The organism is Nocardioides panacisoli (assembly GCF_039537325.1).
GTDB classification, from domain to species: Bacteria; Actinomycetota; Actinomycetes; order Propionibacteriales; family Nocardioidaceae; genus Nocardioides; species Nocardioides panacisoli.
Genome location: NZ_BAABAH010000007.1, coordinates 86,982 through 101,158, shown reverse-complemented (window position 1 = coordinate 101,158; position 14,177 = coordinate 86,982). Strand labels below are relative to the sequence as shown.

Genomic DNA, 14,177 nt, shown 5'->3' with positions numbered 1-14,177 from the left:
CTATGCACCGCGCGGTGAACGACGTGGTGGCAAGGGCACGAACATCGAGGTGCGGGCGGCGTACTCGCGATAGGCGGGCCGCTGCATCATCGTCTCCTCCAGCGGACGGGCGCCGGTGACCCGCACCAGGAAGAAGGTCATCGTGGCCGGCGCGACGACGGTGGCGAGAGCCGCGACCCAGCCGCTGGCGACCCCGCCGGCGAGCCAGATGCCCCACCACACGCAGGAGTCGCCGAAGTAGTTCGGGTGCCTGGTCCAGCCCCAGAGCCCGGTGTCGAGGACGGCCGGGCGCGTGGCACGCGGCTGCCTCCGGTAGGCCGCGAGCTGCGCGTCGCCGACGGACTCGAACACCACGCCGAGCGCCCAGACGGCGACGCCGACGACGACCGCCGGCCACCACGGCGCGTCGAGGACGGCGCCCACGGTCACCGGGAGGGCGACCAGGCAGATGGCCGCACCCTGGACGAGGAACACCTTGCGGACGGCGACGCCCATCCCGACGTCGTCCAGCGGGCCGCCGAGCAGCCGCTCGTAGCGCGGGTCCTCGCCGTCGCCACTGCGACGGTGGATGTGCCACGACAGGCGCAGCCCCCACGCGGCGACCAGTGCGACCAGCAGCCAGGCCCGGCCCCGGTCGCCGGACGCGGCCGCCGCCCCCACAACGGCGGCCGCGAGGGCCGAGAGCGTCAGCGCGGCCCCCCAGGCCACGTCGACGACGACCACCCGGCCCTGGTGGCGGGCGACCAGCGCGGTGACGGTCATCGCGGCGGCGGCCACCGCCGCCACGACGGCGAGCGACACCAGGACGGCTGTCACCACGTGCGCTCCGCAGGCAGGTCGTGCGGTGCGCCCGGGCGGACCAGCAGGAGCTGGTCGACCCCCATCCGGCCGTCCCGGAAGGCCATCGACCCGCCCACGAGGTAGAGCCGCCAGACCCGGACCATCTCCTCGCCGACGAGCTCGGTGAGCTGGTCCACGTTCTGCTCGAACCGCTCGATCCAACCGGCGACCGTCTGCACGTAGTGCTCCCGGAGGGCGTGCACGTCGCGCAGCTCGAGGCCGGAGGCCTCGAGCAGGCCCGCGGTCTCGCCGACCGGCCGCATGTACATGTCGGGAGCGATGAACGACTCGATGAACGGGCCACCGCCCGGCCACGGCCCGGTGCGGGACATCTGCTGCACCAGGACCCGGCCGCCGGGGCGGACCGCGTCGTGCAGGACCCGCGCGTAGGTCGGGTAGTTGCGCTCGCCGACGTGCTCGCCCATCTCCAGCGACGCGACCGCGTCGTACTCGGCACCGGGGAGCGGTACGGCGTCGCGGTAGTCGCACAGCCGGATCTCCACCAGGTCCTCCAGGCCGCGGCGCCGCACCGCCTGCTCGGCGTACCGCTGCTGCTCGGCGGAGATCGTCACGCCGACGACCCGCGCGCCGAAGTGCTCGGCGGCGTGCAGCGACAGCGACCCCCAGCCGCAGCCGACGTCGAGCAGCCGCATGCCGGGCTCGAGGCCGAGCTTGCGGCACACCAGCGAGAGCTTGGCGTGCTGGGCCTCCTCGAGGCTCAGCCCGGGCGTCACGTGGTAGCCGCAGGAGTAGGCCATCGACGGGTCGAGGATCAGCGAGTAGAAGTCCGTCGACACGTCGTAGTGGTGGCTGATCGCGCTGCGGTCGCGCGCCTTGCTGTGCAGCCGGCCGCGGACCCGGGCCTGGGTCGCCGGCGGCGCGGGCGGCCGGCCGAGCAGGTCCAGGCCGACGGCGGTCCGGAGCGCGCCCGCCAGCGCGCGAAGCGACGGTCGCCCGGACCGCAGCCCGCGCTCCCTCGCGACGGCGAACGCGTGGGTCAGCGCCACGTCGAGGTCGCCGGGGACGTCCAGCTCACCGGTGACGTAGGCCTGGGCGGCGCCGAGCTCACCCGGGTGCCACAGCAGCCGGCGCAGCGCGTCCGGCGAGCGCAGCTCGACCAGCGGGGCGTCGGCCGGGCCGGCGACCGACCCGTCCCACGCGGCCAGCCGCACGGGGAGCTCGCCGCCCGCGAACGGCTCGACGGCGCGCGCGAGCCGGTCGGCGACGCGGTCGCCGGAGACGGTCCGCGGACGCTCGGTCACGGTGGTCATCGGTCCTCCCGGGTGAGCGTGATCTGGTGGTCGTCGATGTAGCCCGAGGCGAACCCGGCGCGGCTGTACTCCAGGTAGAGGTGCCACATCCGCAGGAACGTCTCGTCGAAGCCGAGCGCCCGGACGCGGTCGGCCGCGCCGCGGAACGCCTCGTCCCAGAGTCGCAGCGTCTGCGCGTAGTGGTGACCCATGGCGAACCGGTCGACGACCCGCAGCCCCGTGTTCCGGGCGGCGGTCTCCTCGATCGCGCGGACCGACGGCAGCGCGCCGCCGGGGAAGATGTACTTGGTGATGAACGTGTGGGTGTCCCGGGTCGCGACCATCCGGTCGTGGGGCATCGTGATCGCCTGGATCGCGACCCGGCCGCCGGGGGCGAGCACGTGGTCGAGGGTGCGGAAGTACGTCGGCCAGTAGCGGTGGCCGACCGCCTCGATCATCTCGACCGAGACCACGGCGTCGTACGCCGCCGCGGACGCCGGGTCGTCGAGCAGGGCGCGGTAGTCGCAGAGCTCGACCTCGACCAGGTGCGAGAGGCCGGCGTCGGCGATCCGCTGCTGCGCGAGGTGCTGCTGCTCGACGGAGAGCGTGATCGAGCGGACGGTCGCGCCACGGGCGGCGGCCCGGACCGCGAGCTCCCCCCACCCGGTGCCGATCTCGAGCAGCCGGGTCCCGGCGCCGACGCCGGCCTGGTCGAGGAGCCGGTCGATCTTGCGGTGCTGCGCGGGAACGAGGTCGGCCGCCGTGGCGTGCGCGGGATCGCTGAAGAGCGCCGAGCTGTAGGTCATCGTGGGATCGAGGAACAGCGCGAACAGGTCGTTGGAGAGGTCGTAGTGGTGCGCGACGTTCTCCTGCGTCGTCGCCCGCGCGCCGTGGTGGCTGCGCGGCAGCCGGTGCACGACGACGCCCCGGAGCCGCTGCAACGACCTCGGGATCAACCGGTCGACGTCCGCGGCGAGCACGGTGAGGAAGTCGCCGAGGGCGGCCGGGTCGTCGCCCTCGTCCCACGCGCCGGTCATGTAGGCCTCGCCGAACCCGATCAGCTGGTCCTTGGCGAGCCGGGCGAACAGCTCGTCGGGCCGGTGCACGTGGATCGCCGGACCGCCCCTGCCGAGCGTCTCCGCGGGACGGGTGCCGGTCGCGGCCAGGTGGACCGTGACGTCGAGGCGGCGGACGGCCGAGCGGAACAGCCGGCGGGCGATCCGGGCCCCGGGGCCGCTGGGCGGCACGGTCGCGAGGTCCGGCCAGCTGAGGAGGGCCGGGGTCTGGGTGGTGGCGGTCATCGGGCACCTTCCTGGTGGTGGACCGGTCGGGGTTGGACGGGCAGGCCGCGGAGCCAGAGGGCGACGCCGTGCGCCCGGATCAGGGCGGCACCGCGGAGACTGCTGAGGGCCACGCGGGGCGCCGGTGCTGGGCGGCCCACGAGCGACGCCTCGAAGCGGGCGCCGTCGGGGGTGCGCAGCCGGACCGCGACAGCGAGCCGTCCCGTCGCCGGATCGGGCGGGGGCGCGACGACCTCGTAGCTGCCGTCGGTGCCGTGGAACGGGGAGACGTACATGGCCTTGTCGACGGTGCCGACGCCGCGCCCGTCGGCCGGCACGAGGTAGGCGTGCCGGTCGCCGTAGGTGTTGTGCACCTCGACGACGGTCGCCGCCGGGGCGCCGCTGCGGTCGTGGTCGGGCCAGCACCAGAACACCGAGATCGGGTTGAAGCACTGACCGAGCGCGCGAGGGTGCGCGGCCATCAGCACCCGGCCGAGGGCCGCGTCGACGCCGTTGCGGGCGAGGAAGGCCTCGAGCCCGGCGCGGATCGTCGGTGCCCGGCCGGTGAAGTGGTCGCGCGCGGCGAACCGCCCCCGCAGCCAGCCGAGCCGGCCGTGGTCGGGCAGGTCGTCGAGGTCGACGACCCACAGGTGCGAGCGGTGCCGGAACGAGCGCTGCACCGGCTGGTGCCGGCGGTGCGTGATGGTCGTGGCGTACGTCGACGGGGCGACCGGCGTGGCCGCTTCGGCCTGGGCGGCCGGGGTGATCGCGGCGGCCGGCCAGCGCAGGCCGAGGCGCTCCACCGCGGCGAGCCCCGAGCGGGCGCCATCCTCGTGGAAGCCCCAGCCGTGGTAGGCGCCGGCGAAGGCGATCCGCCCGGTGTCGGCCTCCCGGAGCCGGGCGCGCGCAGCGACGGACGACGGGGTGTAGAGCGGGTGCTCGTAGTCGCGGCGCGCGATGACTGTCGCCGGGTCGACCAGGTGCTCGCCGCCGAGCGTGACCAGGTAGCGGGTGGCGGTGGGCAGTCGCTGCAGCCGGGTCAGGTCGTAGGTCACCAGGACCGCCCCCTGGTCCACCGTCGGCCGGCGGAAGTTCCAGGACGCCCACGCGTTGCGCGCGGAGGGCAGCAGGCGGGTGTCGGTGTGCAGGAGCGCGCTGTTGGCGGAGTAGGGCAGGGCGCCGAGCAGCTCGCGCTGGGCGTCGGTGGGGCAGGTCAGCAGGTCCAGCGCCTGGCGCGGGTGAGACGCGACGACGGCCGCGTCGAACTCCTCCACGCCGTGGGGTGTCCGCACGAGCACACCGGAGCCGGCCTCCGTCAACTCGACGACCGGCGCGCTCGTGCGGACCTCGCCACCGGCTCCCTGGACGGCGGCGGCCACGCGCTCGACGTACGTCCGGGAGCCGCCGGCGACGGTGCGCCAGGTCGGGGACCCGAGGACGCCGAGCATCCCGTGGTGCTGGAGGAACGTGAACAGGTAGGCCGCGGGGTAGTCCGCCGCCACCGCGGGGTCGCACGACCAGACCGCGGCGACGAGCGGCTCGACGAAGTGGCGGCGGAAGTACGGCGTGAAGCGGCCCTTCTCGAGGAAGGTGGCCAGCGTCGTGAGGTCCTCGCCCGAACCGTCGGCCGCGAGCAGCCGCCGCGCACGCCGGTGGAACCGCGGGATCTCGGCCAGCATCCGCAGGTACCGCGGGTCGCGGAGGTTGGCGCCGGTCGGGAACAGGCCGCGGCGGCCGAGTGCGCCGGCCCACTCCAGGCCGCTGCCCTCGTCGCTGATCGACATCGACATCTCCGACGGCTGGGTCGGGACGCCCAGCTCGGCGAAGAGCCGCAGGAGGACCGGGTAGGTGCGGCGGTTGTGCACGATGAAGCCCGTGTCGATCGCGAGCTCACGGCCCGCGGGGTCGGTCACGAGGTGCGTGTCGGCGTGGCCGCCGAGCCGGGTGTCGGCCTCGAACAGCGTCACGTGCGCGCTGCGCGAGGCGACGTACGCCGCGGTCAGGCCGGCGACGCCCGACCCGACGACGGCCAGCCGTCGGGGAGAGGTCGTGGTCATCGGATCAGGTCGCGAGCGCGAAGAAGGCGATCGGGTCGCTGGTCGGCTCCGGCGAGCCGCCGTCGGGCTCGACCGTGATGCCGACGCCGGTGGCGTCGCTGGCGTCGCCGTCGAGCAGCACGGTCGCGTCCTGGTCGTCGGGCATCAGGCCGGCGGGCTGCATGGTGCCCTGCGGGGTCTGGAACCAGAGCTCGTAGGTACGGCCGTCGGGCGCGAGCGGCATGTCCTTGGTGACGATGACCGCCCGGCCCTCCGAGCGGGAGATGACGACGGTGGCCTGGGCGTCCCCGAGCTTCTCGGTGATGCGGGTGGCGTCGTCGGCGTCGAGGACCTTGTCGGCCGCGGTCTCCTGGACCTGGCCGCGGTCCGAGGACCACGGGTGCAGGAAGAACGCGCCGCCGACGGCCGCGATCAGCACGGCGACCGCGGCCACGAGCAGCGAGGTCGGGGCCGGGCGGAGCCGACGGCGGGTCAACGGCACGACGTCGGCGGTCGTCTGGGTCAGCGGCGGCAGCGGGCGGATCGTCTCGATCCCCTCGAGGATGCGGTCCCGCAGCTGCGGCGGCGGAGCGGCCGGCTGCACGGGGAGGCTCGCGGCGGTCTCGCGGAGTCCGGCCACCTCGGCGCGGCAGTCCGGGCATCGGCGCAGGTGCTCCTCGAACCGGGCGCGCTCGGCGTCGTCGAGCGCGTCGACGGCGTACGCGCCCGAGAGGGCGTGCACGTCGTTCATGTGATCGGTCATGTCCCTACTCCGATCGTGTCGCGGAGCCGGATGAGGCCGTCGCGAATCCTGGTCTTTGCTGTCCCGACCGGCAGGTCGAGGAGGGCGGCCACCTCCGTGTGGGTGTAGCCGCCGAAGTACGCCAGCTCGATCGCCTCGCGCTGGACATCGGTGAGCTGCGTGAGCGCCGCCCGGACCCGGCGCGCCTCGAGCGAGGCGTGCGCGGCCTCCGCGGTGGCGTCGTGGTCGATCGTCTGGTTGCGGTGGTGGTAGGTCGCCTCCCGACGACCGCTGGCCTCGGCGCTGCGGACCCGGTCGACCGCCTTGCGGTGGACGATCGTGAGCAGCCAGGTCAGCGCGCTGCCCAGCTCGGGATCGAACCGGCTCGCGGTCCGCCAGACGTCGAGGTAGGCCTCCTGGGTGACCTCCTCGGCCTGGGCCGGGTCGCGGACGACCCGGACCGCCAGGCCGTGGGCCCGGGGCGCCGTGGCGTCGTACAGCTCGGCGAAGGCGGCGCGGTCCCCGCGGGCGGAGCGCTGCAGGAGAGCGGCCAGCGCGTCCGGCTCGGCACCCGCGCCGACCGGCGCCCCCACGTGGGGGGCGCCGGCCCGCTCGTTGCGGCCTGGACCCATGATGGTGATCCTTCCGGGTCTAAGGCTGCCTGGCGAGGGTCACTTGACCCCGGTCAGCACCTTGTCGATGACGTAGACGGTCGCGTTGGCGGTCGGGATGTTCCCGCACAGCACGTTCGCGGTGACGGTGCCGTCCGAGACGGTCATCCCGCTCTCGGGGTCGCCCGAGATCGTCAGGGTGTCGCCGGCGAGGGTGTCGTGCTCGCCGCTGACGGCGCTCTCGTCGTCGTTCTCGCCGAGCACGTGGTGCGCGAGGATCTTGTAGAGCGTGCTGTCCTGGCCCTGCTCCGTGCCGCCCTTGACCAGCGCGTTGAGGTCCTTCTTGGGGATCTCGGCGAACGCGCCGTCGTAGGGCGCGAACACGGTGAGCGCCTCGGAGCCGTTGAGCGTGTCGGCGAGGCCGTCGATGGAGCCGACGGCGGCGACGAGCGTCTTGAGCAGCGGGTTGTTGCTCGCGGCGGTGGCGACGGGGTCCTTGACCATTCCGTCGAAGGAGCCGGCGCCGGAGGTCGGGACCTGCGAGCAGCCGTCGCCGAAGGTCTGCGAGCCGGCGTCGGAGGACATGGAGTCGCTGGAGCCGCCGGACTTGGCCGAGGAGTCCGACCCGCTCGAGCTGTCGTCGTCGCTGCCACATGCGGCCAGCGTCATCGACAGCGCGAGGCCGGCGACAGCGACGGTGGCGCCGCGGCGGAGGTGGTGGAGCTTCATGGTCTGGTGCCTTTCGGTCGAATCGGTCTTCTGAAGGTTGTTCGGCGCCGCAACCGGATCGGATTGCCCGCGGCCGAGAAAAACGTCGACCCGTCGCCAACTTCGCGACGGGTCGACGGAGGTACGGGTCAGGAGACGGTGACGATCAGCTCGTGCAGGCCGCTGGCGCCATTGGGGAACGGCTCGGCGCGGTCCGCGGTCTGCACCTCGCCGTCGCCGGTGACGGCGCGCGCGGAGACCCGGTGGGAGCCGGCGTCGGCGCTCCAGCGGTAGAACCACTGGCGCCAGTAGTCGTTGCCTCCGTCGGGGCCGAGGTTCGCGTCCTGCCACGCCCCGCCGTCGATGCTCACCTGCACCTTGGCGATCCCGCCGCGCTCCTGCGCCCAGGCGACGCCGCCGACGACGATGTCGCCCGCGTCGAGCTGGGCCAGGGCCTTGGGCGTGTCGATCCGGGCCGAGGGCTTGATGGGGGCGTCGGTCGCCCAGTCGCGCTTGGTCCAGTAGGCCTCGCGGTCGGCGTACGTCGTCAGCGTCAGGCGGGTGACCCACTTGGTCGCGCTGATGAAGCCGTAGAGGCCGGGGATCACCATCCGCACGGGGAACCCGTGCTCGCGGGGTAGCGGCTCGCCGTTCATGCCGACGCAGACCATCGCGTCGCGGCCGTCGGTGGCGAGGTCCAGGGGCGTGCTGATCGTCATCCCGTCGAAGTCGGTGGACAGGATCTGGTCGGCGCGGTCGCCGACGCCGGCCTTGTCGAGGAGGTCGGTGAGGCGTACGCCGAGCCAGCGTGCGGCGCCGATGTAGGGCCCGCCCACGCTGTTGGAGACGCAGGTCAGGGTGATGTCGCGCTCGATCAGCGGCATCGCGAGCAGGTCGTCGAAGGTGAGGACGACCTCCTTCTCCACGTCGCCGTCGATGGTCAGCGTCCAGTCGCCGGCGCTGAGGATCGGGGTGTCGAGGCGGGTGTCGACACGGTAGAAGTCGGAGTTGTCGGTCCGGAACGGCGTGATGCCGGGGACCTGCTTGTCCAGCCCGGTGGGCAACGCCCGGGCCGCGTCGGCGGCCTTGGGCAGGTTCACGTCCTCGGGACGGAGTCGGAGCTTGGAGACGACCTGGCCGGCGATCCCGCCCACCGCGGCGACCGCCGCGACGGCGCCGATCGCGAGGAGGACCCCCCGGCGACCGCCGGCCTCGGTGACGCCACTCTGCTCCCGCGCCAGCAGGACCAGGGCGAGGACGGCCACGACGGCTGCCAGCAGGCTGGGGAACAGGTCGGTGAGGGAGGCCTCCGGGCGCGTCATCACCGCGACCCCGGCGATGCCCACCAGGACGACGAGCAGCGCGGCGCCGTACCGCGTCCGGCGGCGGGCGATCAGCCCGGCGACCCCGGCGAGGATCAGGACGCCGGCCATCACCGAGCCGACCAGGACGCGCTTGTCGTTGGACCCGAAGTGCCGGATCGCCCATTCCTTCGCGGGCGTGGGCGTCAGGTCGATGACCGCGGAGCCGACGGCCAGCACCGGCGAGTTGGCCGGGTCGGTGACCGAGGCCAGCAGGTGGGCCAGGCCGATGCCGGCCAGGGTCGCGAGCAGGCCGTAGGCAGCCCAGAGCAGTCGGGTCCTCATGGGGATGGTTCGGAGCCGAGGCCCGTTCGGATGGCATCACGACAAAGAAACAGTCAGGACTGATTGTATTTTTGGTCCGAGTTCAGCAGGATGGCGAGCATGTCCGAGACACCGGAGACGCACGAGCTGGTCCACTACGAGGTCGCCGACCGGGTCGCGACCATCACCTTGGACTCCCCGCACAACCGGAACGCGCTCTCGCGACAGCTGGTGACCGAGCTGCTCGAGCGGATCGAGCGCGCCGAGGCCGACGACGACGTCCTGGTGGTGGTGCTGCAGTCCTCCGGGCGGGTCTTCTGCTCGGGAGCCGACCTGTCCGAGGCCGCCACCGTCCCGATGGAGGAGGGGGCCCGGGCGATCGTCGCCCTGCAGCGGCTCATCGTGACGATGGGGAAGCCGGTCGTCAGCGTGGTCGTCGGAGCGGTGCGGGCGGGCGGCATCGGGATCGTGGCTGCCTCGGACATCGCGATCGTCGCCGACGACGCCTCGTTCGCCCTGACCGAGGTCAAGCTGGGCCTGGCCGCAGCGATCATCAGCCTCACCGTGCACCACCGGATGAGCCCGCGCGCCGCGGCACTGACCACGCTCGGTGGCGAGGCCTTCAGCGGCAGCGAGGCGGCCTCGTACGGACTGGTCACGAAGGCGGTGCCCGCCGACGAGCTGGACGCGACCGTGGCCGCGACGGTCGCGAGCCTCGCCACCGGCGCGGCCCAGGGGCTGCGCGAGTCGAAGCGGGTGCTCAACCGCGACCTGGTCGCCCGGATCGACGCGGGTGCGGAGGAGATGATCGTCCTGAGTGCCCGCCTCTTCGGGTCCGACGAAGCGCGGGAGGCGATGACCGCCTTCCTGACCCGCAAGAAGGGCTGAGCCGGTCAGGCAGCGGCGGGCACCGCGGCGGGCTCGGCCGCTGCCCAGGCGCTCGGGCGTGGCACCGTGCGGACGTGGCGGGAGAGCGTCGGGATGAGGGCGACCAGGCCGCTGCACCCGCCGAGCACGGCGATCGCGGCCGGGCCGCCGAGCAGCGAGAGCAAGGTGCCGGCGAGGACCGGCGACAGGGGCAGGGCCGCCATCGCGAGGAACTGGGTCGAGGCCTGCACGCGGCCCACCAGCTCAGGTGGCGTGCGGGCCAGGCGGTAGGAGCTCATCCCGGTGTTGCCGGCGGGGTTGAGCAGCATCCCGGTGCCGAGCGCCGCGGCGACCACCGCGGGGTGGTTCCAGACCGCCATCGGCGCGACCAGAGGAAGGAACGCCCAGGCGACCGCGACCGTCAACCAGCCGGTCGGCACCCGGTCGAGGACCCACGGCGCGAGCACGGCGCCGACGATGCCGGCCGCGCCGGCGGTGGCCTCGACCAGGCCGATGTGCACGGCGTCGAAGCCACCGTTGATCAGCCGCAGGATCGCGGCGAAGAACAACGCGTTGATCGTGAGGTTCGACAGCGGACCCCACACCGCGAGGGTGCGGAAGAGCGGGCGTGACCAGACGAAGCGCAGGCCCTCGGCGAGGTCCTGCCTCGGAGACCGACGCGACCGGCCGGCCGGCGCGGTCAGGTCGGTGCGGAGCCGGCCGAGCAGCACCCACGAGAAGGCGAAGCTCACCGCGTCCGCGGCGAACGGCACCCACCGCGCCGCGGCGTACATGAGACCGCCTGCCGGCGCGCTGAGCAGCGTGGCCAGGTGGAGCCGGGCCTGGTTCTGGCTCAGGGCGGTCGGGAGGTCCTCGGCCGGCACGACCGCGCGGACGGCCTTCGCCTCCGCCGGTCCGAAGAGACCGGACGCTGCTCCCGTGAGGAGGGCGACGAGCAGAAGGTGCGGCGCCGTCAGGGCGTGCGCGAGGAGGGCCGCCACCAGCGAGGCGTAGAGCAGCGCGCCCGCAGCACTGGCCGATCGCATGACCCGGCGGGGGTCGACCCGGTCCACGAGCGGGCCGGCCGGGAGGAGCGCGCCCGCGAGTCCGAGGAGGTAGGTCGCCTCGGCGGCCGCGGCCAGGCCGGTCGAGCCGGTCAGTGCATAGGCGACAAGCGGGAAGACGAACAGCGACGCGCGGCTGCCGACCTCGCTGACCGTCTGCGCGACCCAGAGCACGCCGAAGTCGTGGTTGCGGCGGAGCGATCGGTACGACGACATATGCGCACCGTATGTTGCGCACTATTCATTGCGCAATAGATCGTGCGGAAGTGGTCTACCATTGTGTCGTGCCCTCGACGAACCGCCAGGTCCACGACCCCAAGATCCTGCGGGCGATCGCCCACCCGCTGCGCAACCGCATCCTCACCGAGCTGACCGCGACCGGGCCGATGCGCGCGGCCGACCTCGCGGCGGCCCTCGGCCTCCCGGCCAACCAGATGAGCTTCCACCTCCGCCAGCTGGCGAAGTACGGCCTGGTCGTCGAGGCCCCCGAGGCCGCACGCGACCGCCGCGACCGCGTCTGGCGCAGCGCGTCGGACGACGGCGTGCGCGTCGAGCTGAGCGAGATCGAGAAGTCTCCCGGCGGCCGGGCGGCGGCGGCCGTGTTCCGCCGGCACCGGGCCGAGTGGGGCCACGCGGTCGTCGACGCGGTCTTCGACGACGCGCGCCGCGATCCCGACACCCTGCGCACCGTGACGGAGAGCGCGGTCCGGCTCACCAAGGAGGAGGCCAGCGAGCTGGCCGCCGAGCTCGACGCCGTGGTCGACCGCTGGGCCGCGCGCACCCGAGGCGGTGCCGACGACCGCCGCACCTATCTGTGGTTCTCCGTCCTGCAGCCGCACCCGGAGGACCCGGACCCGCGCCGCACCTGACGACGCTCAGCCGACGGACACAGGCTCCGGCGCAGCCCCCGCGGTGCCGTCCGCTGCGCGCGCCTGGAAGCGACGGCCGGGGAGGGCGAACAGGCCGGCGAGCGCGGCGGCGAAGCAGAGGCCGGCGACGACCAGGCAGCCGGTGGTCAGCCCGGACAGGAACGAGTCCTGCACCGCGTGCAGCAGAGCCGGGTCGTGACCGGCGATCGCGACCGCCACGGGCACCGAGTCGCTCGCGCGGTCGGCCTGACCGGTCGCGGCGAACGCGCTGTCGAGGAGCCGGGACCCGAAGACCGAGGAGAACACCGAGCCGACGACGGCGACACCGAGCGTCGAGCCGAGCTCCCGGGTCGCGTCGTTCACCGCCGACCCCACGCCGGCACGGGCGGGCGGCAGCACGAGCATGATCGACTCCGTCGCGGGGGTGGAGACCATGCCCATGCCGAGGCCCATCAGCACCATCTGCGGGACGATCACGGTCCAGTACGGCGTGTCCACCTCCGCGCTCAGGGCGATCCACGCCATCGCCGTGCCGAAGAACGCGAGGCCGGTCACCACCACGACCTTGGTGCCGATCCGGGGCGCCAGGATCCCGCCCAGCACCGATGCGACCGCGATCGAGAGCGCGACCGGCAGGATCCGCGAGCCCGTCGAGAGCGGGCCGAACCCGCGGACCACCTGGAAGTACTGCGTGATCAGGAAGATGAACCCCGCGAGAGCGAAGAAGTTGGCGGTCACGGCGCCGCTCGCCGCGCTGAACCGGCGGTCGGTGAAGAGGCGGACGTCGAGCATGGGGTGCTCGGCCGCGCGCTCCACGAGGACGAACGCGGCCACGAGCACGGCCGAGGTCGCGAACCCGGCGAGCGTCACGGCACTGGACCAGCCGCGGTCCGGCGCCTCGATCACCGTGTAGACGAGCGTTCCGAGCATCGCGACGGAGACGAGCAGACCCCGGACGTCGAGCGCGGGCACCGAGCGGTCGCGGGACTCCGGCACCAGCCAGAACGCGAGCCCGGCGGCGACCAGCGCCATCGGCGCGAGGGCGAGGAAGATGCTGCCCCAGTAGAAGTGCTCGAGCAGCAGGCCGCCGGTCACCGGGCCGGAGGCGACGCCGACGCCGACGACCGCGCCCCAGCCACCGAGCGCGGCCGCGCGCTGCTTCCGGTCGGGGAACGCGTTCGAGATGATCGAGAGGGTCGCGGGGAAGATCATCGCGGCGAACGCGCCCATGCCGAAGCGCGCCGTGATGAGCGCGCCGGTCGAGTCGACCAGTGCGCCGAGCACGCTGGTCGCCGCGAAGCCGAGCAGGCCGACGATCAGGGCGGGCCGGCGTCCGTAGCGGTCGGACAGGCTGCCGAACGCCAGCACCAGCGCGGTGAAGGCGAGGTTGTAACCGTCCACGACCCACTGCAGGCCGCGGGTTCCGGCGCCCAGCTCCCGGGCGATGCTCGGCAGCGCGACGTTCACGATCGTGACGTCGATGTTGATCGCGAGCACCGCGACGTACACCGCGGCGAGGATCCCGGCTTTGCGGTTCATGGACGACTCCGAACATGTGGACAGTGTCAACATGGCAACGATGGCACGCAGTGTTGACGCTGTCAACATGCACCGTGGTTAGATGCGCCCGTGAGCTCCTACCACCACGGCAACCTCCGCGAGGTGCTCGTCGACGCCGCCGTCGCGCTGGGTCGGGAGAAGGGGCCCGACGGGGTCGTGCTGCGGGAGGTCGCGCGGCGCAGCGGCGTGTCGCACAACGCGGCGTACCGGCACTTCGCCGACCGCGAGGAGCTGTTGGCCGAGGTCGCCCGGGTCGGTCACCGGGAGCTCGCCGAGGCGATGCGGGCACGGGCGCGACGACTTCGCGTGAAGGACCCGCGGGAGCGGGCGCGCAAGCGGTTGCGCGCGACCGGGCAGGCGTACGTCGAGTACGCACTCGCGGAGCCCGGTCTGTTCGCGGTCGCCTTCGACAACGTGCACGACCTGGGGGACCTGGCCGGGGCCTACCAAGAGCTGGTCGCCGCGCTCGACGAGTGCGAGGCCACCGGCTACATGCCGCACGACAAGCGACCGGGAGCCGAGCTGACCTGCTGGGCCAGCGTGCACGGCTTCGCCATGCTCTACGGCCGCGGACCGCTGAGCGGCACGACCAAGCGCGAGCGCGACGCCGACCTCGCCAGGCTGTTGGACCGGATCGACGACTCCCTGACTCCCTGACCCGGTAAGGTAGACGACTTGCCGCCTCCGAAATCGGGCGGCAATCGGACGTCCAAGGGGAAGCGTCG

13 protein-coding genes are annotated in these 14,177 nt (G+C 73.4%); 3 read left to right on the top strand and 10 right to left on the bottom strand.

From position 1 onward, the window contains the following. The 8 genes from ABD709_RS11755 to ABD709_RS11720 all read right to left on the bottom strand — a co-directional run bounded on the left by ABD709_RS11755 (nucleotide 1) and on the right by ABD709_RS11720 (nucleotide 9,113). The gene (locus tag ABD709_RS11755; RefSeq protein ID WP_344775553.1) at nucleotides 1–819 is read right to left on the bottom strand and encodes a DUF1295 domain-containing protein; all 819 of its coding nucleotides are present in this window, start codon (nucleotides 817–819) and stop codon (nucleotides 1–3) included. Beyond that, complete coding sequence (locus tag ABD709_RS11750; RefSeq protein WP_344775551.1) at nucleotides 813–2,111, bottom strand: class I SAM-dependent methyltransferase; 1,299 nt, start codon at nucleotides 2,109–2,111, stop codon at nucleotides 813–815. The genes ABD709_RS11755 and ABD709_RS11750 overlap by 7 nt, the downstream gene beginning before the upstream one ends. Further along, nucleotides 2,108–3,391: a class I SAM-dependent methyltransferase gene (locus tag ABD709_RS11745; RefSeq protein ID WP_344775549.1), complete on the bottom strand. Its 1,284-nt coding sequence runs from the start codon at nucleotides 3,389–3,391 to the stop codon at nucleotides 2,108–2,110. The genes ABD709_RS11750 and ABD709_RS11745 overlap by 4 nt, the downstream gene beginning before the upstream one ends. Further along, nucleotides 3,388–5,427, bottom strand: a complete 2,040-nt coding sequence (locus tag ABD709_RS11740; RefSeq protein ID WP_344775547.1) for an FAD-dependent oxidoreductase — start codon at nucleotides 5,425–5,427, stop codon at nucleotides 3,388–3,390. The genes ABD709_RS11745 and ABD709_RS11740 overlap by 4 nt, the downstream gene beginning before the upstream one ends. 4 nt (nucleotides 5,428–5,431) lie before the next feature. Further along, nucleotides 5,432–6,169, bottom strand: a complete 738-nt coding sequence (locus tag ABD709_RS11735) for an anti-sigma factor (protein WP_344775545.1) — start codon at nucleotides 6,167–6,169, stop codon at nucleotides 5,432–5,434. After that, entirely contained in the window at nucleotides 6,166–6,780 is a 615-nt protein-coding gene (gene sigK, locus ABD709_RS11730; protein ID WP_344775543.1) for an ECF RNA polymerase sigma factor SigK, read from the bottom strand. The genes ABD709_RS11735 and sigK overlap by 4 nt, the downstream gene beginning before the upstream one ends. Nucleotides 6,781–6,819: 39 nt before the next feature. Next, nucleotides 6,820–7,488 (bottom strand): fasciclin domain-containing protein, encoded by a 669-nt coding sequence (locus ABD709_RS11725; protein WP_344775541.1) that lies wholly within the window; start codon nucleotides 7,486–7,488, stop codon nucleotides 6,820–6,822. A 128-nt stretch (nucleotides 7,489–7,616) separates the two neighbouring features. Next, a complete protein-coding gene (locus tag ABD709_RS11720; protein WP_344775539.1) occupies nucleotides 7,617–9,113 on the bottom strand; it encodes a molybdopterin-dependent oxidoreductase in 1,497 nt (498 codons plus the stop codon). Nucleotides 9,114–9,212: 99 nt separating this feature from the next. Here ABD709_RS11720 and ABD709_RS11715 point away from each other — a divergent pair, with 99 nt between their 5' ends. Then, nucleotides 9,213–9,980 (top strand): enoyl-CoA hydratase-related protein, encoded by a 768-nt coding sequence (locus ABD709_RS11715; protein ID WP_344775537.1) that lies wholly within the window; start codon nucleotides 9,213–9,215, stop codon nucleotides 9,978–9,980. A 5-nt stretch (nucleotides 9,981–9,985) separates the two neighbouring features. Here ABD709_RS11715 and ABD709_RS11710 read toward each other — a convergent pair whose 3' ends face one another. Beyond that, complete coding sequence (locus ABD709_RS11710; protein ID WP_344775535.1) at nucleotides 9,986–11,239, bottom strand: MFS transporter; 1,254 nt, start codon at nucleotides 11,237–11,239, stop codon at nucleotides 9,986–9,988. A gap of 68 nt (nucleotides 11,240–11,307) precedes the next feature. Here ABD709_RS11710 and ABD709_RS11705 point away from each other — a divergent pair, with 68 nt between their 5' ends. Beyond that, the gene (locus tag ABD709_RS11705) at nucleotides 11,308–11,892 is read left to right on the top strand and encodes a winged helix-turn-helix domain-containing protein (protein ID WP_344775533.1); all 585 of its coding nucleotides are present in this window, start codon (nucleotides 11,308–11,310) and stop codon (nucleotides 11,890–11,892) included. A 6-nt stretch (nucleotides 11,893–11,898) separates the two neighbouring features. On the opposite strand, the gene ABD709_RS11700 is transcribed toward ABD709_RS11705, so the two are convergent. After that, entirely contained in the window at nucleotides 11,899–13,431 is a 1,533-nt protein-coding gene (locus tag ABD709_RS11700) for an MFS transporter (RefSeq protein WP_344775531.1), read from the bottom strand. Nucleotides 13,432–13,521: 90 nt separating this feature from the next. Between ABD709_RS11700 and ABD709_RS11695 the strand changes: the two genes are divergently transcribed. Next, a complete protein-coding gene (locus ABD709_RS11695; protein ID WP_344775529.1) occupies nucleotides 13,522–14,109 on the top strand; it encodes a TetR/AcrR family transcriptional regulator in 588 nt (195 codons plus the stop codon). The last annotated feature ends 68 nt before the right edge of the window (nucleotides 14,110–14,177 follow it).